Annotated in this window: 19 protein-coding genes and 2 tRNA genes; 6 read left to right on the top strand and 15 right to left on the bottom strand. The window is 58.6% G+C overall.

All coding sequences use genetic code 11. The annotated features are described in order from the left end of the window. From pcnB to ACTH3D_RS01645, 6 genes are all read left to right on the top strand, one after another. The coding region (pcnB, locus tag ACTH3D_RS01670) for a polynucleotide adenylyltransferase PcnB (protein WP_441664597.1) at nt 1–1,122 on the top strand (1,122 nt) is incomplete at its 5' end. Continuing rightward, entirely contained in the window at nt 1,119–1,616 is a 498-nt protein-coding gene (folK, locus tag ACTH3D_RS01665; protein ID WP_441664595.1) for a 2-amino-4-hydroxy-6-hydroxymethyldihydropteridine diphosphokinase, read from the top strand. The genes pcnB and folK, both read left to right, overlap by 4 nt. A 111-nt stretch (nt 1,617–1,727) precedes the next feature. Further along, nucleotides 1,728–2,519, top strand: a complete 792-nt coding sequence (gene panB / locus ACTH3D_RS01660) for a 3-methyl-2-oxobutanoate hydroxymethyltransferase (protein ID WP_441664593.1) — start codon at nt 1,728–1,730, stop codon at nt 2,517–2,519. Continuing rightward, nucleotides 2,519–3,379 (top strand): pantoate--beta-alanine ligase, encoded by an 861-nt coding sequence (gene panC / locus ACTH3D_RS01655; protein WP_441664591.1) that lies wholly within the window; start codon nt 2,519–2,521, stop codon nt 3,377–3,379. Before panB ends, panC begins: the two co-directional genes overlap by 1 nt. A gap of 53 nt (nt 3,380–3,432) precedes the next feature. Beyond that, nucleotides 3,433–3,813 carry an aspartate 1-decarboxylase gene (gene panD, locus ACTH3D_RS01650; protein ID WP_441664589.1) on the top strand — a complete coding sequence of 127 codons (381 nt, stop codon included), beginning with the start codon at nt 3,433–3,435 and terminating at the stop codon, nt 3,811–3,813. A gap of 218 nt (nt 3,814–4,031) precedes the next feature. After that, nucleotides 4,032–5,207, top strand: coding sequence for an acetyl-CoA C-acetyltransferase (locus ACTH3D_RS01645; protein WP_441664587.1), 1,176 nt, complete (start codon nt 4,032–4,034; stop codon nt 5,205–5,207). Between the two features lie 121 nt (nt 5,208–5,328). On the opposite strand, the gene pnp is transcribed toward ACTH3D_RS01645, so the two are convergent. From pnp to rlmE, 15 genes are all read right to left on the bottom strand, one after another. Continuing rightward, entirely contained in the window at nt 5,329–7,461 is a 2,133-nt protein-coding gene (gene pnp / locus ACTH3D_RS01640) for a polyribonucleotide nucleotidyltransferase (protein WP_441664585.1), read from the bottom strand. Nucleotides 7,462–7,663: 202 nt separating this feature from the next. Continuing rightward, nucleotides 7,664–7,933, bottom strand: a complete 270-nt coding sequence (gene rpsO, locus ACTH3D_RS01635; RefSeq protein WP_441664583.1) for a 30S ribosomal protein S15 — start codon at nt 7,931–7,933, stop codon at nt 7,664–7,666. An 83-nt stretch (nt 7,934–8,016) separates the two neighbouring features. Further along, complete coding sequence (gene truB / locus ACTH3D_RS01630) at nt 8,017–8,946, bottom strand: tRNA pseudouridine(55) synthase TruB (protein ID WP_441664581.1); 930 nt, start codon at nt 8,944–8,946, stop codon at nt 8,017–8,019. Beyond that, nucleotides 8,946–9,365 carry a 30S ribosome-binding factor RbfA gene (rbfA, locus tag ACTH3D_RS01625; RefSeq protein ID WP_441664579.1) on the bottom strand — a complete coding sequence of 140 codons (420 nt, stop codon included), beginning with the start codon at nt 9,363–9,365 and terminating at the stop codon, nt 8,946–8,948. Before rbfA ends, truB begins: the two co-directional genes overlap by 1 nt. Before the next feature lie 16 nt (nt 9,366–9,381). Further along, a complete protein-coding gene (gene infB, locus ACTH3D_RS01620) occupies nt 9,382–11,913 on the bottom strand; it encodes a translation initiation factor IF-2 (RefSeq protein ID WP_441664577.1) in 2,532 nt (843 codons plus the stop codon). Nucleotides 11,914–11,941: 28 nt separating this feature from the next. Beyond that, nucleotides 11,942–13,435 carry a transcription termination factor NusA gene (nusA, locus tag ACTH3D_RS01615; protein ID WP_441664575.1) on the bottom strand — a complete coding sequence of 498 codons (1,494 nt, stop codon included), beginning with the start codon at nt 13,433–13,435 and terminating at the stop codon, nt 11,942–11,944. 37 nt (nt 13,436–13,472) lie between these two features. Then, a complete protein-coding gene (gene rimP, locus ACTH3D_RS01610) occupies nt 13,473–13,934 on the bottom strand; it encodes a ribosome maturation factor RimP (RefSeq protein ID WP_441664573.1) in 462 nt (153 codons plus the stop codon). Nucleotides 13,935–14,148: 214 nt separating this feature from the next. After that, nucleotides 14,149–14,225: transfer RNA gene (locus ACTH3D_RS01605), tRNA-Met, on the bottom strand. Between the two features lie 110 nt (nt 14,226–14,335). Further along, nucleotides 14,336–14,422 (bottom strand) — tRNA-Leu (locus ACTH3D_RS01600). A gap of 24 nt (nt 14,423–14,446) precedes the next feature. Beyond that, nucleotides 14,447–14,806: a preprotein translocase subunit SecG gene (gene secG, locus ACTH3D_RS01595; RefSeq protein WP_441664571.1), complete on the bottom strand. Its 360-nt coding sequence runs from the start codon at nt 14,804–14,806 to the stop codon at nt 14,447–14,449. 3 nt (nt 14,807–14,809) lie between these two features. Continuing rightward, a complete protein-coding gene (tpiA, locus tag ACTH3D_RS01590) occupies nt 14,810–15,559 on the bottom strand; it encodes a triose-phosphate isomerase (protein ID WP_441664569.1) in 750 nt (249 codons plus the stop codon). A 63-nt stretch (nt 15,560–15,622) separates the two neighbouring features. Further along, on the bottom strand, nt 15,623–16,972 hold the full coding sequence (glmM, locus tag ACTH3D_RS01585; protein WP_441664567.1) for a phosphoglucosamine mutase: 1,350 nt from the start codon (nt 16,970–16,972) through the stop codon (nt 15,623–15,625). After that, the gene (gene folP / locus ACTH3D_RS01580) at nt 16,969–17,823 is read right to left on the bottom strand and encodes a dihydropteroate synthase (RefSeq protein WP_441664565.1); all 855 of its coding nucleotides are present in this window, start codon (nt 17,821–17,823) and stop codon (nt 16,969–16,971) included. The genes glmM and folP overlap by 4 nt, the downstream gene beginning before the upstream one ends. 94 nt (nt 17,824–17,917) lie before the next feature. After that, entirely contained in the window at nt 17,918–19,912 is a 1,995-nt protein-coding gene (gene ftsH / locus ACTH3D_RS01575; protein ID WP_441664563.1) for an ATP-dependent zinc metalloprotease FtsH, read from the bottom strand. A gap of 133 nt (nt 19,913–20,045) precedes the next feature. After that, nucleotides 20,046–20,726 (bottom strand): 23S rRNA (uridine(2552)-2'-O)-methyltransferase RlmE, encoded by a 681-nt coding sequence (gene rlmE / locus ACTH3D_RS01570; RefSeq protein WP_441664561.1) that lies wholly within the window; start codon nt 20,724–20,726, stop codon nt 20,046–20,048. Nucleotides 20,727–20,884: the final 158 nt, after the last annotated feature.

Genomic DNA, 20,884 nt, shown 5'->3' with positions numbered 1-20,884 from the left:
GAGCAGGTGCGCGACCTGTTCCGCAACTCGCGCACTATCGGGCGGCGTTTTCGCATCGTTCACGTACGCTTCGGCCGCGAGGTGATCGAGGTCACCACCTTCCGCGGCAAGCCAAACGATGACCATGCCAACCATATCGCCCAACAGGCCGATAACGGCATGCTGCTGCGCGATAACGTCTGGGGCAACATCGAGCAGGATGCCCTGCGCCGTGACTTCACCATCAATGCGCTGTACTACAACATTGCCGACTATTCGATTCACGACTTCGCCAATGGGGTCACCGATATCAATGAGCGCACCCTGCGCCTGATCGGCGACCCGGAAACACGCTATCGGGAAGACCCGGTTCGCATGCTGCGCGCCGTTCGCTTTGCTGCCAAGCTTGATTTCCAGCTGGCACCCGAAACCGAGGCACCGCTTCACGAACTGGCACCGCTTCTGCTGCAGATACCACCGGCGCGTCTGTTCGACGAATGCCTCAAGCTGTTCATGAGCGGCCACGGTCTGGCGACTTTCCGCCTGCTGCGCCACTATGGGCTCTTCGCCATGCTGTTTCCGGGGGCCGATGAAGCCATGGCAGAACTGCCATGGGCCGAAACAGTAATCGAAAAGGCGCTGGCTAGCACCGATCAGCGTATCCAACAGGAACGTCCGGTAACACCGGCCTTCCTGTTTGCAGCACTGCTCTGGGGCCCTGTCCATCTCCAGCGCCAACAGCAGGAGCAAGATGGTTTGCCGCCGATTCCGGCACAGCACGCCGCTGCCCAAGAAGTCATTCAGCGCCAGCTTGAACACGTCTCGATTCCCAAGCGTTTCAGCATGCCGATGCGTGATATCTGGGACCTGCAGCTGCGCCTGCCCCAGCGTCGCGGAAAACGCGTCATCCAGATCCGTGAGCACCCGCGCTTTCGTGCTGCCTACGATTTTCTACTGATCCGTGAAGCAGCCAATGAGCTCACACCGGGGCTTGGAGACTGGTGGACCGCCTTCCAGGAAGCTGATGAGCATGAGCAACAGCGCCTGATGGCCAAGGTGGACGCTGACCCGAACGCACCAGCCTCTCCGCGCAAACGTCGCCCACGCCGACGCAAGCCGCGACGCACCAGTCCGGAACAATGAAACTTTCCCTTGCCTGGGTCGGTCTGGGCAGCAATATTGACAGACCGCACGAACATATCGAGCGGGCTTTCCGAGAGCTTGACCGGTTGCCGCTGACCCACTGCCGACAGCAGTCATCGCGCTACCGGAGCCGCCCAGTAGGACCTGCTGATCAGCCCGACTTCGTCAACGCCGTAGCGCAACTTGAGACGCGACTCTCGCCACTGGCGCTACTTGATCAACTGCAAGCGCTGGAGCAGCAACACGGTAGGGTTCGCCAGCGTCACTGGGGGCCGCGCACCCTGGATCTGGACCTGCTGCTGTTTGATGACCTCAGCCTGTCAACCCACCGCCTGACTGTGCCACATACGCAGATGCATCAACGTGGTTTCGTACTGGTACCACTGACTGAGCTTGCCCCCGACTTGCGTCTACCGGACGGTCAGCGTATTGATGAGCTGCTGGCTATACTTGATACCAGTGACTTGCAAAGAATGTTACCAAAAGACACATAAGCCTCCAGTTGGTACCACCTATCGACACCACTGTGAACATCAGGTAACAATTGACCTACCCATCGAGGGCCAGCAACCCTCGGCGACCCGAACATACAATGAGAGACAATCATGAAAACCGTCACCCTGAGCACGCTGCAAGCCTACAAGCGCGCCGGTGAAACCTTCAGTTGCCTGACCGCCTACGACGCCAGCTTTGCCCACGCTGCCAGTGCGGCAGGCATAGAAGTACTGCTGGTTGGCGACTCACTCGGCATGGTGCTTCAAGGCCACTCCAGCACCCTACCGGTAACCCTGGAAGACGTTCGTTACCACACCCACTGCGTGGCCCGCGGCAACCAGCGCAGCCTGTTGATGGCTGATCTGCCCTTCATGAGCAACGCCACCACCGAGCACATGCTGAAAGACGCAGCCGTGCTGATGCGTGCCGGTGCGCACATGATCAAGGTAGAGGGTGAGGCTTGGATGGCCGACGGCATCCGTGAACTGACGCGGCGTGGCATCCCCGTCTGCGCACACCTTGGCCTGACACCCCAGACGGTCTATCAGTTGGGCGGCTATAAGGTGCAAGGACGTGGTACCGAGCAAGCCAGACAGATCCTTGAGGATGCCCACACGCTGGTTGACGCTGGCGCTTCGATCATTCTGCTGGAGTGCGTGCCCACCGAGCTTGGCCAGGCAGTGGCAGAAGCCCTTGATGTGCCGGTCATCGGCATTGGTGCAGGCCCAGGCACTGACGGCCAGATTCTGGTCATGCATGACATCCTTGGCGTTTCCAACGGAGTGAAGCCGCGCTTCGTCAAGAATTTCATGGCCGAGGCTGACGACATTCATGATGCCCTCCGCCGCTACCACACAGATGTCAAAGAGCGTCGCTTTCCCGCGCCCGAGCATGGCTTCTGATGCAAAGAGTTCAAGACATTACCGCGCTGCGGCAAGCTCTCGATGCTGTCCGCCAGCGCGGCCAGCGAATTGCTGTGGTGCCAACCATGGGCAACCTTCACGACGGTCATCTGTCGCTGGTCCATGAGGCTCGCCGGCGGGCAGATTTCGTTGTGGTAACGATCTTCGTCAACCCGATGCAATTTGGTCCCAACGAAGATCTGGATACCTACCCACGCACTCTGGCAGACGATCAGGCGCGCCTAGCCGAGGCAGACTGTGACCTGCTATTCACGCCAGATACCGCGGACATCTACCCGCGCGGCCTGAAAGCCCAAACCCGGATCACCGTGCCCGAGGTCAGCATAGGTCTCTGCGGTGGTTCACGTCCCGGCCATTTCGATGGCGTTGCTACCGTTGTCACCATGCTGTTTAACTTGGTGCAGCCCCAGCTAGCATGCTTTGGTGAAAAGGACTATCAACAGCTGGCCGTAATCCGTCGTCTGGTGGCTGACCTGCACCTGCCCGTTGAGATCATCGGCGTGCCCATTGCGCGCGCAGCAGACGGCCTGGCGCTATCATCTCGCAACAGCTATCTCAGCGAGGAAGAGCGCCAGCGTGCGCCCCGTCTGCAGGCCATCCTGAACGAACTGCGCAGCGCCCTGCTGGCCGGCCAGCCTCCGACAGAGGTGCTGGACAATGGTCTGAAGCAGCTTGTTGACAGCGGCTTTGTGCCTGACTATCTGGAGCTGCGAGCAGCCGACCTGACACCACTACGAGCCGAAAGCCGCGAGGCCGTGCTGTTGGTTGCAGCGCACCTCGGCAACACTCGCCTGATCGATAACCTTGTACTGACACTACCTTGCCAGAATAGTCACTGAGCAGACCTGGACATCACCACCACACGTCAACCGATACTGGAGAACTGCAGACCGTGCTGACCACCATGCTAAAAGCCAAGCTGCATATGGCCCGGGTTACCCATTCCGTACTCAACTACGAAGGCTCTTGCGCCATCGACGGAGAGCTGCTGGACATGGCCGGAATACGCGAAAACGAGCAGATACAGATCTACAACGTCGAAAATGGCCAGCGCTTCACCACCTACGCCATTCGCGGTGAGGAAGGCTCAAAAATCATTTCGGTCAACGGCGCTGCTGCCCATTTGGCCGAGGCAGGCCAGCGGGTAATCATCTGCAGCTATTGCCAGTACACCCTGGCAGAGCTTGAGTCCCACGCACCAGCGCTGGTCTATTTGCAGGAAGGCAACGTGGTCAGCCACACCAGCAATGCCATTCCGGTGCAGTTGGCCTAACGGATCGCCTGGTAGCCAGTCTGACACGTCCTGCGCAGAATGCTGATGCTAGTCGCTGACATAGCCCAAGGCGTAATACTCATGTGTGCAGACTGACCTATACTTGATTACCCGTTGGGGATTGCCGCAGCATACAGCCCTCCCCTATGCTGGACAGAGCGAAAGGCCGTAAATCTCAGTTTGTGAAATTCAGTCCGTGAACCTCAGGAGTATTTCTTATGCGAGATGTGGTGATTGTTGCTGCTCGTCGGACCGCCGTAGGCGCCTTTGGCGGCTCACTGGCTAGTGTTCCTGCCAGCGATCTGGGCGCCAGTGTGATCAAGGACATTCTTTCAACCACCGGCGTTGCCGGCGATCAGATTGACGAAGTATTACTCGGCCAGGTACTGACAGCGGGTGTCGGACAGAACCCTGCCCGTCAGGCCGTTATCAAGGCTGGCCTGCCGGACGGCGTGCCAGCCATGACCATCAACAAGGTCTGCGGCTCGGGGCTAAAAGCGCTACATCTGGCCACCCAGGCGATTCGCTGTGGCGATGCCGAGATCATTCTGGCCGGTGGCCAGGAAAACATGTCGATGTCACCGCACGTGCTGCCTAACTCGCGCACCGGACAACGCATGGGCGACTGGAAGGCTGTCGACTCCATGGTGCATGACGGTCTGTGGGATGCGTTCAATAACTATCACATGGGTATCACTGCCGAGAACCTGGCAGAGAAATACAGCATCACCCGTGAAGAGATGGACGAGTTTGCCGCTGCCTCGCAGCAAAAAGCCTCTGCTGCCATCAAGGAAGGCAAGTTCAAGGGCCAGATCGTTCCCATCGAGATTCCCCAGCGTAAAGGCGATCCGGTGGTCTTCGACACCGACGAAGGTCCGCGTGACGTAACCGCCGAGAAGCTGGCTGGCATGCGTCCAGCATTCAAAAAAGACGGTACTGTTACTGCCGGCAACGCGTCATCCATCAATGATGGTGCAGCCATCGTCATGCTGTGCTCTGCCGAGAAGGCTAAGGAGCTGGGGCTTGAGCCGCTGGCTCGTATCAAGGCCTACTCCAACGCTGGCGTTGACCCTGCCATCATGGGTATCGGCCCGGCACCGGCGACTCGTCTGTGCCTGGAGAAAGCCGGTTGGAGCATCGACGACCTGGATCTGATCGAGGCCAATGAGGCGTTTGCTGCCCAGGCATTGTCAGTCAACAAGGAGCTTGGTTGGGACGCGTCGAAAATCAACGTCAACGGCGGTGCCATTGCTATCGGACACCCCATCGGTGCCTCCGGCTGTCGTATCCTTGTCACCCTAGTGCACGAGATGATTGCCCGTGATGCCAAGAAAGGCCTCGCAACGCTGTGTATCGGTGGCGGGCAGGGCGTGGCGCTGGCCATCGAGCGCTAAGCCTCTATAAGCCGCGCTACGGCACCAGTGGGAAGCGCCTGAAGCAGGAAGTAACTGAAATAATAGCCCCCGCAGTCTCTGACTGCGGGGGCTATTCCTGTTACGGCTTGTCGCTTGCGACTTACTGCTCCGTAGCGGCCTCTTCAGCTTCGAAGGCAGCCTTCTCTTCTTCGGTCATTTCCTTGATGGTGAGCTTGACCCGATTGCGGTTGTCGATGTCGAGTACCTTGACGACCGGCTCATCACCCTCATTGAGGAAGTCGCGCACATCGTTGACCCGCTCCGGCACAATCTGGGAAATGTGTACCAGACCATCGGTGCCAGGCATGATGTTAATGAAAGCACCGAAGTCGGCGATACGCACCACCTTGCCGCGATACAGCTTGCCAATTTCCGCCTCGGCAGTGATCTCAAGAACGGTATCGATGGCTTTTTTCGCTGCCGCCTTGTCTTCGGCATAGATGCGCACGGTGCCGTCGTCGTCCAGATCAATGGATGCGCCGGTGTCTTCACAGATCTTGCGAATGGTGGCGCCACCCTTGCCGATGACATCGCGGATCTTGTCGGGATCAATCTTGATGGTGGCCATGGAGGGCGCGTTATCAGACACCTCCTCACGACTCTGGCTGATCACCGTATTCATCTTCTCAAGAATATGCAGACGTGCTGCATGCGCTTGCTGCAAGGCCTGCTCCATGATCGGCTCGTCGATGCCTTCGATCTTGATGTCCATCTGCAGCGCGGTCACACCTTCAGCAGAACCCGCAACCTTGAAGTCCATGTCGCCCAGATGGTCTTCGTCACCCAGGATATCGGTCAGTACGGCAAAGCCGTCGTCGTCTTTGACCAGCCCCATGGCGATACCGGCTACCGGTGCCTTCAGCGGCACACCGGCGTCCATCAGTGCCAGCGACGCACCACACACCGAGGCCATCGAGCTAGAGCCATTGGACTCGGTGATCTCGGATACCACACGGATGGTGTAGGGGAAGTCTTCGTCGTTGGGCAGCATGGCCTGGATGCCACGACGCGCCAGGCGACCATGACCGATCTCACGACGCTTGGGACCACCCATGAAACCTGCTTCGCCCACGCTGTAAGGGGGGAAGTTGTAGTGCAACATGAAACGGTCCTTGCGCTCACCTTCCAACGATTCGATCAGCTGGGAGTCGCGCAGGGTGCCTAGCGTTGCCACCACGATGGCCTGTGTTTCGCCACGGGTGAAGATCGCTGAGCCGTGGGTCTTTGGCAGGCTACCGATCTCGATATCCAGAGGACGCACGGTCTTATGGTCGCGGCCGTCAATACGCGGCTCTCCCTTGACCACACGCGAGCGCACCACGCGCTTCTCAAGGCCAGCGAAGGCGCTCTTTACCTCATCGGCAGCAAACTGGCCCTCAGCGTCACCGGCCAACTGGGCGACGGCGGCATCCTTGAGCGCGGACAGCGCGTCCTGGCGCGCCATCTTGTCGGTTACCCGATAGGCGTCGCCAACCTTGGCTTCAAAGGCCTCGGCCACCGCCTGTTTGAGTGCGGCGTTCTCTGCTGGAGCCTGCCACTCCCAGCGCGGCTTGCCCGCCTCGGCGACCAACTCATTGATGGCTGTAATGGCCGTTTGCATTTCCTGGTGACCATACAGCACAGCGCCCAGCATTTCGTCTTCAAGCAGCTCCTGGGCTTCAGACTCAACCATCAACACGGCTTTTTCGGTGCCTGCCACCACCATGTTCAGCTCTGAGGTCGCTAGGTCCTCAACACTGGGGTTGAGGTAATAACCGCGATCTTCGTCGAAACCGACCCGCGCTGCACCAATAGGACCGTTAAACGGCACGCCGGAAATGGCCAGGGCAGCGGAGGTACCAAGCAAGGCTGCGATGTCCGGATCCTGGTCGCGATCAGCTGACAGAACGGTGCACACCACCTGCACTTCGTTCATGAAGCCGTTGGGAAACAACGGGCGGATCGGGCGGTCGATCAGCCTTGACGTCAGGGTTTCCTTTTCGGTGGGCCGCCCTTCGCGCTTGAAGAAACCGCCAGGAATCTTGCCGACCGCGTAGGTCTTTTCCTGGTAGTGGACAGAGAGAGGGAAGAAAGGCTGCGACGGGTTGGCTTCCTTTCTTGCTACCACGGTGCACAGCACCACGGTATCGTCCATGGTGACCATCACTGCACCAGAGGCCTGGCGGGCAATACGCCCAGTTTCCAGGGTGACGGTGCTGCGACCATACTGGAATGATTTCTTGACCGGATTCACGGCAACTTCCTTCGACGTTTGCGATTCATTTGGGATCATTTTGACTCGGCGACCATTTTAGTGCTTGACGCGCCCGGCGGCCACCATTAGCGGTTTTTCAATACATGCAACGCAAAACGGGCAGCCCCAAAGGGCCACCCGTTTTTGCATCCTGCGGTATGCACGGCGATGCCGCCGCCTCTACTACCGTTTACAGCCTACCTTAGCGACGCAGACCCAGGCGCTGGATCAGCGACTGATAGCGTTCGAAGTCTTTACGGTGCAGATAATCAAGCAGCTTGCGACGCTGGTTGACCATGCGGATCAGGCCACGACGCGAGTGGTGGTCATGCTTGTTGGTCTTGAAATGGCTCTGCAGGCCGTCGATGTTGGCGCTCAGCAGGGCCACCTGGACTTCGGGTGATCCGGTGTCGTTATCGCCACGACCAAACTCGTTGACGATTTCTGACTTCTGTTCGGCAGTAAGTGCCATCTGTCTCTCCAATAGCAATATGCTAGATAGTGAATGTAGAAGACCACGCATATTTGCAGTCTTCATGCCCGTTCAGAGAACGGTTACGTCAAGCTTGCCTCATCGGCAGTACTCAACAGGCGGCGCGGGGCGATCTCCCCGACCGCTGACACCACGCCAAGGCCCATGAAGGCCTCGTCGCAATACAACCTTGCCACCTCATCGGGCACCAGGTTGTCCGTATCAACATTCGCGCTCTGACCATAGCGCAGGCTGCGTGCTGCCCGTGTATCCACATTCAGTCGCGGCACATCGGCAACCAGTATGTCTACTGGCAGCAGAACGTTTTCGCGAGCCTGCTGGTCCGGCAAGGCCTCCAGCGCCTCAGGCGTCAACATGCCGTGTGCCGAAAAAGGCCCGACCTGTAACCGGCGCAGCTGGCTGATATGCGCACCACAGCCGATGGCTTTACCGATATCTTCGGCCAAGGTACGAATATAGGTGCCTTTGCTGACCCGCACTTCAAGTTCAAAGGCCGTGCCGTCAAACCCAAGCAGGCGGGCATCATACACCGTCACTCGCCGGGCTGCACGTGCTACTGTCTTGCCTTCACGCGCCAGCTCGTAGAGCTTGCGTCCCTGATGCTTGAGCGCTGAATACATCGGCGGAACCTGTTCGATCTCACCGATGAAACATTCAAGCACCTGCTCAAGCGCCACAGTACTGAGCTCAGGCACCGCACAGCGTACGGTCACCTCGCCCTCGGCATCACCGCTATCGGTGGCCACACCCAACTCAACCCGGGCGCGATACACCTTGTCAGCATCAAGCAACCAGCTTGAAAACTTAGTGGCTTCACCGAAACACACCGGCAGCAAGCCTGTCGCCATAGGGTCCAGAGTGCCGGTATGACCGGCTTTCTGAGCCTGAAACAGGCGACGAGCCCGCTGCAAGGCATGATTGCTTGAGGCGCCCTGTGGCTTGTCAAGCAACAACACGCCGTTGACCGGCAAACCGCGACGCCGACGTGCCACTAGCTGTTCTCGCTATCCGTATCCGAGCCGTCTGCGCTTGTGTCATCGCTGACATGGCGCGTGCGATCTTCGGCCACAGCCTCATCAATCAATGACGACAAACGCTGGCCCCGCACGACGCTCTCATCAAAATGAAAACGCAGCTCCGGCACATGACGCAGCTTAACTCGTTGAGCCACCTTGCTACGCAGGAAACCGGCAGCGCGCTTGAGCACACCCAGGTTTTCCTTGACGCGCTCCGCATCAGTATCACCAAGCAGAGTCACATGCACATCGGCATAGCCGAGATCACGACTGACCTCAACACCACTGACGGTCACCATGCCCAGACGCGGATCCTTGATCTCACGCTGAATGAGTACCGCCAGCTCCTTCTGGAGCTGGTCGGCTACCCGGTCGGTACGCTTGAACTCGCGCATTACACTGGCCTCGCGACTAGAGCGTCCGTTCGACTTTGATCTGATCGAAGACTTCGATCTTGTCGCCAACCTGGACGTCGTTGTAATTCTTCACGCCGATGCCGCACTCCATGCCGTTACGCACTTCGTTGACATCGTCCTTGAAGCGCCGCAGCGACTCCAGCTCACCTTCATAGATCACCACGTTGTCGCGCAATACGCGGATCTTCTTGTGACGATAAACAGTGCCTTCGACCACCATACAGCCAGCCACTGCACCAATTTTTGGCGCACGGAAGACATCACGAACCTCAGCTATGCCGACGATCTCCTCCTTCCACTCTGGCTCGAGCATGCCGCTCATGGCCTGCTTGACCTCATCGACCATGTGATAGATGACGCTGTAGTAGCGCAAATCCAAGCCTTCACGTTCAATGATCTCGCGGGCAGAGGCATCAGCACGCACGTTGAAACCAACAACGATAGCCTCAGAGGCCAGCGCCAAGTTGGCGTCGGTGCCAGTGATACCGCCCACGCCCGAAGACACTACCGCGACCTCGACTTCGTCGGTGGACATCTCTTCCAGCGCGCCCTTGATCGCTTCCAGCGAGCCCTGCACATCGGCCTTAAGCACGATGTTGAGCTTGGCGGCAACGTCCTGGCCCATCTGGCTGAACATGTTCTCCAGCTTGGCCTTCTGCTGACGCGCCAGGCGTACTTCGCGGTACTTACCTTGACGGAAGTTAGCTACCTCGCGGGCTTTCTTGTCATCGGCGACGACCATGAAGTCATCACCTGCCTCAGGCGTTCCGCCCAGACCCTGGATTTCCACTGGCATTGCGGGGCCAACTTCATCAACCTGCTGGCCGAGCTCATTGGTCAGTGCGCGCACGCGGCCATAGTGCAAACCCGCAAGCACGATATCGCCTTTCCTGAGCGTACCGTTCTGCACCAGCACCGTAGCTACCGGTCCGCGCCCTCTGTCCAGACGCGACTCGATCACCACGCCCTTGCCGGGCGCCGATGGCACCGCGGTCAGCTCAAGCACTTCTGACACCAGCTGGATCGCCTCGATCAAATCATCGATGCCTTCACCGGTCTTGGCTGATACGTGTACGAACTGGGTATCGCCACCCCACTCTTCCGAGATGACACCGTGCTGGGAGAGCTCGTTCTTGACGCGGTCGGGGTCCGCCGTTGGCTTGTCAATCTTGTTGACCGCCACGACCAACGGAACGCCGGCAGCACGCGAATGCTCGATACCCTCAATGGTCTGGGGCATGACGCCATCATCAGCAGCAACGACCAGCACCACCACGTCGGTGGCCTTGGCACCGCGTGCACGCATCGCGGTAAAGGCCGCGTGACCGGGGGTGTCAAGGAATGTTGCGCCGCCCTTGCCATCTTCAACATGGTAGGCACCGATGTGCTGGGTAATGCCACCGGCTTCACCAGTAGCGACCTTTGCGCGACGGATATAGTCGAGCAGCGAGGTCTTACCGTGGTCAACGTGGCCCATCACCGTGACAACCGGCGAGCGGGAAATCAGCTCGCCCTCATAGGAGATGTCCAGCACTTCGGTTTCCAGTGCGTCGTCCTTGACCAGCTTCGGTGTATGACCCATCTCCTCGACTACAATGGCCGCAGTTTCCTGGTCAATAGTCTGGTTGATGGTCACCGCAGCACCCATGGTGAACATCGCCTTGATGACCTCATTGGCCTTGATCGACATCTTGTCGGCAAGATCGGCCACGCTGATCGATTCAGGGATAGACACCTCACGCACGATCGGCTGGGTCGGCTTCTGAAAGCCGTGCTTGCCGCCGCTGGCCTGGGTGCCACCACGACGGCTGCCACGCCGTTCGCTACGCTTGGCCTTGCGACCGCCACGACGCCGCTCTTCGCGATCGCCGCGATCATCCTCGCGCTCCCTTCTAGTGTTCTTGCCAGTTGCCTTTTTAGCTGGCGCACGACGCGCTTCACCACGACCCTCCTTGGGCGGTGCCGGAGCATCATCCGGAGAAGGCGTCAGGTCAACAGGCAGCGGCACGTCCGGCACTATCGTGTCAGCACTCGCCGTCTTGGCAGGTGCTTTCTGCTCGGCGGCTTTCGCGGCTTTCGCGGCCTGCTCTTCAGCACGCTGCTTTGCTTCTTCAGCGGCCCGAGCCTGCTCGGCCTTACGCTGCTTTTCCTCTGCCTGCTGCGTATCAGCCATGTCGCCAACCAGCTGACGCGGCCCGCTTTCTTCAGGCGCGGCTTCCTGGGCCGGGGTTTCTTCACGCTTCACGTAAGTGCGTTTTTTGCGCACCTGCACTTCAATGCTTTTGCCACGCTCGCCGGTCTTGATCCGGCTGCGCGTATTGCGCGTCAGGGTGATACGATTACGCCCTGCGCCTGCGCCACCACCGTGACTTTTGGTCAAGTGCTCAAGCAACGTGCGCTTGTCTTCTTCAGACACCACATCGCTTTCGTCTTTGTGCTCAAGCCCTGCATCTTTCATCTGTTCAAGCAGGCGGGGCACTTCACGGCGCACCTTCTCTGCTAAATCCTTAACGGTCATTTCTGACATTACGACCCTCCTCAGCCCGTGACCCGTTTCATTGTTCGCTTTCGAACCATGGTGCACGGGCAGTCATGATCAATGCTGCTGCGCGCTCTTCATCAAGCTCTTCGATATCTATCAGATCATCGACGGACTGCTCGGCAAGGTGTTCCATGGTAACGATGCCTCGACTGGCCAGCAGGTAGGCCAGTTCGCGCTCCATGCCGTCCATGTTCAGCAGGTCGTCTGCCGGCTGGGCACCATCGATTGCTTCCTCGGAAGCAATCGCCAGATTGAGCAGCTCGTCTTTTGCACGAGCACGCAGCGCTTCGATGAGCTCTTCGTCGAGCTCTTCGATTTCCAACATCTCTTCAACCGGCACGTAGGCAATCTCCTCTAGTGAGGTAAAGCCCTCCTCAACCAACAGGCGGGCCAGATCATCTTCGATATCAAGATGCTGGATAAAATGTTCGACCAGCGTATCTTCTTCCTCGTCACGCTTGGCCTCTGCTTCGGTCTCGCTCATCACGTTCAAGCGCCAACCGGTGAGTTCAGAAGCCAGACGTACGTTCTGACCGCTGCGACCAATCGCCTGGGCCAGATTATCCTCAGCTACAGCAACATCCATGGCATGGGCGTCTTCATCGACAAGAATCGATCCGACGTCTGCGGGTGCCATGGCGTTAATTACCAACTGGGCCGGGTTGTCATCCCACAGCACAATATCCACGCGTTCATTCTGCAGCTCGTTGGATACCGCCTGAACACGCGACCCGCGCATGCCGACACAGGCACCCACCGGGTCAATGCGGCGATCATTGGTCTTGACCGCGATCTTGGCACGCGAGCCCGGATCCCGCGCCGCGCCCTTGATCTCAATCAGCTGCTCGGCAATTTCCGGCACTTCAAGCTTGAACAGCTCGACAATCAGTTCCGGACAAGTGCGCGACAGCAGCAGCTGGGCGCCACGCGACTCAGGATCCACCTGGGTCAGCAGGGCACGCACCCGCTCGTTCATGCGATAACGCTCGCCGGGAATCATCTCGCTGCGCGGCAAAAAAGCTTCAGCATTATCGCCAAGGTCGATGATCAGGCCGTCACGCGTGGTCTTCTTGACAATACCCGCCACCAGCTCGCCTTCACGATCGGTATACAGACGTACCACTTCAGCCCGCTCAGCTTCACGCACTTTCTGCACGATGACCTGCTTGGCCGTTTGCGCAGCAATGCGGCCGAAGGCCTCGTTCTCGATCTGCTCTTCGACCACGTCGCCAAGACCCAACGGCGGATCACGGCGCTCGGCAAAACTCAGCTTAATCTGGGCATCGGGGCCGTCAAAGTCATCATCTTCCACCACCTCCCAGCGGCGAAAGGTTTCGTACTCGCCACTGCGGCGGTCAATGTGTACGCGCACGCTCGCTTCTTCACCCTCGAAACGCTTACGTGACGCACTGGCCAGCGCCGCTTCGACGGCCTCGAAAATCACCTCGCGAGAAACCCCTCGCTCATTGGAGATCACTTCGACGACCGCTAGAATTTCTTTACTCATGCTTTAGCCTCGCCAGTAAACCAACCCGTGCATGAACTCAACTGTCGAATTGCGGGACGACCCGCGCCTGTTCAATGATTTCAACAGGGAAACAGTACTCTTCGCCGTCAACTTGCAGCAGCACTTCATCTGCTTCAACACCGGCCAACAGCCCCTGAAACTTGCGCCTGCCATCAAAGGCCACCCGCAGCTTTACCGACACCACATGCCCGGCATAACGCTCGAACTGGTCAAGGGTAAACAGGGGGCGATCCATACCAGGCGATGAAACTTCGAGCCGATATTCCCCAGCAATCGGGTCTTCGACATCAAGCACCGCACTGACCTGACGGCTGACATCGGCGCAGTCGTCCACACTCACTCCGCTCTCCTGATCGATATAGATCAACAGGCGCGAGTGTTTACCCTGAGAGATATAATCAACACCCCACAGCTCGAATCCCATGGCATCAACCACCGGTTCGACCAGCGCGTGCAGTGCTGCATCCTTGATTGTCACGAAGAGAGCTCCTACAGCCGTTGCATCAGGCACCTGGCCGGGAGTAAACAGGAAAGTCAGGTGGCTGAGGGTATTGCCGATACAGTATCGCCAATCTCACTGCCTGGCGTGCTGCCTGCTAACAAAAAGCCCCTTCACAGGAAGGGGCTTTTACAAGAAACCTGTATACCACTTCGGCAACTGACATGCTTGAATATACATGCCGCCTGGAAGATGGTAGCGGGGACCGGATTTGAACCGATGACCTTCGGGTTATGAGCCCGACGAGCTACCAGACTGCTCCACCCCGCATCAATCTAGGTCGGTTATGTTACGCCTGACCACTATAAACGTCAAGACTTATTCACCGCCGTATAACTTTTCTTTTTTACCCCAGCGAACGCTTTACGCTAGCAATAAAATGGTGCCGAAGGCGGGACTTGAACCCGCACGACCTTACGGTCACTACCCCCTCAAGATAGCGTGTCTACCAATTCCACCACTTCGGCATCGGGGTCGCTGAATCCTGCGTTTTAATTACCGCTTTCCTCCAGCTCTGGCGCTGCATTATCCACACTGGATGACCGATCGTCAAGCGTTGGCAGCTGATTCTGCTGCTCGATCAGCTCTGCCGCGGGAATACCTAACTCTGGCTGCTCGTTGGCCTGGGAAGCCAGATAGGCCAGGCCCAGCGAGGTGACAAAAAAGAGTACGGTCAACATCCCGGTCAGCTTGGCCAGGAAGCTGCCGCTGCCGCGCGAGCCGAACACTGTCTGGGAGGCACCGCCACCAAAGGATGCGCCTGCATCGGCGCCTTTGCCCTGCTGTACCAAGATCAAAGCAACCAGAGCGATGGCAATCGCCACATGGATCATGAGAATAACAGCTTGCATGAATTAACCTGCTGACTGACAAATGGCTAAAAAATCGTCAACCTGGAGAGAAGCTCCTCCCACCAGGCCACCGTCGATATCCGGCTGAGCCAACAGATCAGCGGCATTTGCCGCCTTCATGCTGCCGCCGTATAGAATCTGCGTATTTTCGCCCAAGGCACTGCTATAGCCCACCAGCCGCTGGCGAATAGCCGAATGAACGGCCTGTGCTTGCTCCGGCGTTGCTGTTCGCCCCGTGCCAATGGCCCACACCGGCTCATAGGCAACCACCAGCCGAGTACGCTCATCCACATCAAGCGCATCAAAAACCGCTTCAAGCTGGCCCAGAACAACGGCCTCGGTACGATCATCATCGCGCTGCTCCAGGGTTTCACCCAGGCACAGTATCGGCGTCAGGCCGACTGCAAGCGCTGCACGAATCCGACCCAGCACAGCCTGGTCATCTTCATGGAACAGACTGCGGCGCTCAGAATGGCCGACCAGCACCATACGCGCACCCAACTCACGCAACATGTCACCGCTGACTTCGCCGGTCAGTGCGCCAGACGGCTGATCGCTGAGGGTCTGGGCACCAACACACACTCCGACAGAAGCAAGCTTCTGTGCAGCCTGAGCCAGATAAGGAAAAGGCACTATCAGCGCCACCTCAACCTCTGCAGGTAACTCAACCGTGGCGAAAGCGCGACCGAATTCCTCGATCAGCGCCAGGGAGCCATGCATCTTCCAGTTACCCGCAATCAGTGGCTTGGCCATCAGACCTCCTCCAGAGTGGTGCGAAATGGTATAGGAGCTGCTTCCTCAAGACAACCAGCTGACTCACGCAAGCAGTGTCTCTACCTTGCTGGCCAGACGATGCGCCAGGCCCTCCACGTCAAGGTGCGAGCGCCCTTCCACCATGACCCGGATCAACGGCTCGGTACCCGAAGCACGCAGCAGTACCCGCCCTTCATTGCCGAGCTCTTCTTCAAGCTCGGTAACTGCCCGGCTAATTTCTGGTGAGGCGACGAGCTCCTTCGCACTGGTACCTGGCGTCAAACGCACATTGACTAAGGTCTGCGGTGCCTTTTCGAGATCACCCAGCAGATCAGCCAGCGAGCGCTCTTCGCGAACCATGATAGCCAGCACCTGGAGCGCCGAGACAATACCATCACCGGTAGTCTGGATGTGTCCACAGACGATATGACCCGACGATTCTCCACCCAGCTGCCAACCGTTAGCCACCAAACGCTCTATGACATGACGATCGCCAACCTTGGCCCGCTCGAAGGGGATGCCAAGCTTCTCAAGCGCAACCGCCAACCCGAAGTTACTCATCACCGTACCTACGACACCACCACCCAGCTCGCCCCGGGTATGGCGGTCGCGGGCAATCAGGTAAAGCATGTCGTCACCGTCGATCAAGCGACCTCCGGCATCGACCATCAGCACGCGGTCGCCGTCGCCATCGAAAGCGATACCCAGGTCGGCGCTCTGCTCAAGCACCGCCTCACGCAGCGCTTCAGGATGCGTCGAGCCCACTTTATCGTTGATGTTCAGTCCGTTGGGCGAGGCACCAATCACGCTGACCTCGGCGCCTAGTTCCTGCAGCACGCTGGGTGCAATGTGGTAGGTGGCACCGTGGGCACAGTCAATCACCATGCGCAGCCCATGCAGACTGACTCGGTCAGGAATGGTGGACTTGCAGTACTCAATGTATCGGCCATCGGCATCGTCAATGCGGCGGGCTTTACCCAGCGCCGAGGGCACAACAGTGGTCAGCGGCTCGTCGATCATCGCTTCGATGCGTGCTTCCACATCATCGGCCAGCTTGGCGCCCTTGGCTGAAAAGAACTTGATGCCGTTATCTTCAAACGGGTTATGCGACGCTGATATGACAATGCCGGCATCGGCACGGAACGTGCGCGTCAGGTACGCAATGCCCGGCGTGGGCATCGGGCCAAGCAGGATGACATCAACGCCAGCAGCAGACAGCCCTGCCTCCAGCGCGGATTCGAACATATAACCGGAAATGCGCGTATCTTTTCCGATCAGCACCCGTGTCCGACCTTCTTTCCTCGCCAACACCCGGCCAGTGGCCCAGCCCAGCTTGAGCATGAAGTCGACAGTAATAGGGCTTTCCCCTACAGTGCCGCGAATGCCATCCGTTCCGAAATAGCGTCTTGTCATTTCCGTGACCCTTCTTCCAGCACGGCCCATGCCATGCCGACTGCATCTACATGAGCTTGCACGTCGTGCACCCTGACCAGCCTGGCGCCGCGCTCCACTGCCATCACGGCCAGCGCCAGGCCGCCAGGCAGACGCTCTTCCACCGACCGCCCCAAGGTCTTACCTATCATGCTCTTGCGCGACATCCCCACCAGCAGCGGACGCCCAAGGCGCTCAATATCTGCCAGCCGATCAAGCAGCCGCAGGTTGTGCTCCACGGTCTTGGCAAAACCGAACCCGGGGTCGAGAATCACCCGGTCACGGCCTAGTCCGGCTGCTTCGCATTCGGCCATGCGGCGCTCGAGAAAAGCAGCAACTTGCTCTTCCACGGCCCCGTCATAATGCGGCGCATCCTGCATGTCACCGGGCTCGCCCAGCATGTGCATCAGACACACCGGCACCTTTGCCGCAATGGCGGCCTGAAGCGCGCCCTCACGGCGCAACCCACGCACGTCGTTGATCATGCCCGCACCTGCGCAGGCAGCTTCCTGCATCACCTCAGGGGTGCTGGTATCCACCGAGACTAGCGCATCGAGCTCTTGTATCAGCCGCTCAATCACGGGTATGACGCGGTCCAATTCCTGCTGGACAGAGACCGGCTCGGCACCCGGTCGCGTGGACTCACCGCCCACGTCGATGACCGCCGCACCCTGAGTCAACATTTGCTCGGCATGACGCACGGCTTCACCGATATCCAGGTGGTAACCGCCATCAGAAAAAGAATCTGGCGTCACATTGAGTATTCCCATGACTCGCGGAAAGCTGAGATCAAGGCGGCGGCTGCCGCATTCCAGGAGGGTCGTTGTTTGCATCACCTATCCGAGCGCCCGGTTGACGTGGCGAAGAACCTGATTCTCATCACGGCAAGAGCGCCCACAAGGGGCGCCCGCGTATCTTTCTCTGTGGTCAGCTGCCTGCCGGCCCACCCAGAGGGTCTGATGGTCGCCGCGACGGACGGTCATCTTCCTCACCTGGCTCGCCGTCATCGCTTGTATCCGGCGCAGCACCTTCACTTTTGCTGGTGTCTTCATCCGTGACGGGCGTACCACCACCGGCACCGGGCTTGCCATCCTCCCAGTCCTTGGGCGGACGTGGCGTGCGGCCTTCCATGATGTCCTTCAGCTGATCTGCATCGATGGTTTCATACAGCATCAGTGCTTCAGCCATGGCATCCAGTTTGTCACGGTTTTCCTCGAGGATTTTCTCGGCCTGAGCATAGCACTCGTCGATAATCTTGCGGACTTCTTTATCAATCCGCGACGTTGTCTCACCGGAGTTCATCTTGCCGCCCTGGCCAGGGCCGCCGAGGAACTGATGCGACTCGTCCTCGTCGTACATGATCGGGCCCATGGCCTCGGACAAACCCCACTTGGCCACCATATTGTGGGCAAGCTCGGTGGCGCGCTTGATGTCGTTGGATGCACCAGTGGTAACACCGTTGGGCCCCAGCGTCATCTCTTCGGCAATGCGGCCGCCGAACAGCGAACAGATCTGGCTGAGAATCTGCTGGCGCGACAGACTGTAGCGATCCTCTTCCGGCAGGAACATAGTGACGCCCAGCGCCCGCCCGCGCGGAATGATGCTGACTTTATACACCGGGTCATGCTCCGGCATCACTAGACCAATGATGGCGTGCCCGGACTCGTGATAGGCAGTATTCAGCTTGTCTTTGTCGGTCATGACCATGGACTTGCGCTCTGCGCCCATCATGATCTTGTCCTTGGCTAGCTCCAGCTCTTCCATGCCGACCAGACGCTTGTTGCCACGTGCGGCAAACAGCGCAGCTTCATTGACCAGGTTGGCCAGGTCGGCACCGGAGAAGCCTGGAGTACCGCGAGCGATCAACGCCGGCTTGACGTCGTCGGCTAACGGCACCTTGCGCAGGTGTACATTAAGGATGTGTTCACGGCCACGGATATCCGGCAGACCCACAACGACCTGGCGATCAAAGCGCCCCGGGCGCAGCAGTGCTGGGTCCAGTACGTCGGGACGGTTGGTGGCAGCGATCACGATAACGCCTTCGTTGGCCTCAAAACCGTCCATCTCCACCAGCAGCTGGTTCAGGGTTTGCTCACGCTCGTCGTTGCCGCCGCCCATGCCGGTACCGCGCGAGCGGCCCACTGCATCAATCTCATCAATGAAAATGATACAAGGCGCCTGCTTCTTGGCCTGCTCGAACATGTCACGCACTCGAGAAGCACCGACACCGACGAACATCTCGACGAAATCGGAACCGGAAATCGAGAAGAACGGCACCTTAGCTTCGCCGGCAATCGACTTGGCCAGCAATGTTTTACCGGTACCCGGAGGACCGACCATCAATACGCCACGCGGAATCGTTCCACCCAAGCGCTGGAACTTGCTGGGGTCGCGCAGGAAGTCGACCAGCTCCTCAACTTCTTCCTTGGCCTCATCACAGCCGGCCACGTCGGCGAACGTCGTTTTGATCTGATCCTGGGACAGCAGCTTGGCCTTGGACTTGCCGAAGCTCATCGGCCCGCCCTTGCCACCGCCGCCGCCCTGCATCTGACGCATGAAAAACATGAAGATGCCGAGAATCAGCAGAATCGGGAAGCTAGCAATCAGCAGCCGCGTCCACAGGCTCTGCTGCTCGGGCTTCTTGCCGATGACCGTGACATCGTTAGCCAGCAGGTCATCCATTAGCTTGGGATCCTGGGCCGCCGGGCGGATGGTCTGGAAGCTTGTCCCGTCATTGCGCTCGCCGCTGATGGTATAGCCATCAATGGTGACGCTCTTGACCCTGTCGCTCTGCACCTGCTGGACGAACTGGGAATAGTTCATCGACTGAGGCGTGCTTTCAACATTGAAGTTGTTGAACACCGTCAGCAGCACTGCCGCGATGACCAACCACAGAATCAGGTTCTTCGCCATGTCGTTCAAAGAACTACCCTCATTGCATGAATCGCATAAATCTGTTGGCTAAACGCTTGTGAACGTTTGACACTACATCAGCTGTGAGCGTTCAACCAACCTGTGAGTACGCTGTAAATGGTGAATGCTACCCTTTAAGCACCTACCCCTTAAAGCCCTGAGCCAGCAGATAGACCTCGCGCGAACGCGCCCGGGATGCCTCTGGCTTGCGGGTCACCACGCGCGAAAAGCCGTCGCGCAGTGATTTCAGATACACATCAAACCCTTCTCCCTGGAATACCTTGGCCAGAAAGCTGCCTCCCGGGCGTAACGTTTGCTGAGCCAGGTCAAGCGCCAACTCAACAAGATACATGGACTGAGGCTGATCGATAGCCGCCATACCACTCATATTGGGGGCCATGTCCGACATAACAAGGTCAACCGGACGATTTTCCAGTTGGGCAAGAATTACATCAAGCACCGCCTGCTCGGTGAAATCGCCCTGAACAAAGCTAACCCCTGCCAGGCTGTCCATTTCCAGGATATCGGAAGCGATGACCACACCTTCATCACCCACGCGCTCCGCCGCTACCTGGCTCCAGCCGCCGGGTGCCGCCCCCAGGTCGATAACTGTCATGCCGGGGCGAAACAACTTGTCCTTATCGTCCAGCGCAGACAGCTTGTAGCTGGCGCGGCTGCGATACCCTTCCTGCCAGCTCTGCTTCACAAAGCGGTCATCAAAGTGCTCCTTCAGCCAGCTGGCGCTGGTCTTGCTGGAGGCACTCTTACGGCCAACTCTGTCCTGTGAGCGGTCCCGTGAGCGGGTGTCTGGAGATCGTGCCACTGCATCACCTGTAAAAGGCACCCTGACATAATCAGAGGCTCGTGCAGAAAGTGTAAAAAAGGCGGGCCCGGCCAGGTGCGCGGCACACATTGCGACATTGCGACTGCTTTTACAGATCAGCCGTGCAACAAGCCAGCACGCTTTGCGCTTTCACCGCA

This window comes from Halomonas sp. (assembly GCF_052095765.1).
Lineage (GTDB): Bacteria > Pseudomonadota > Gammaproteobacteria > Pseudomonadales > Halomonadaceae > Halomonas.
This window is presented reverse-complemented; position numbering and strand designations above follow the sequence as displayed.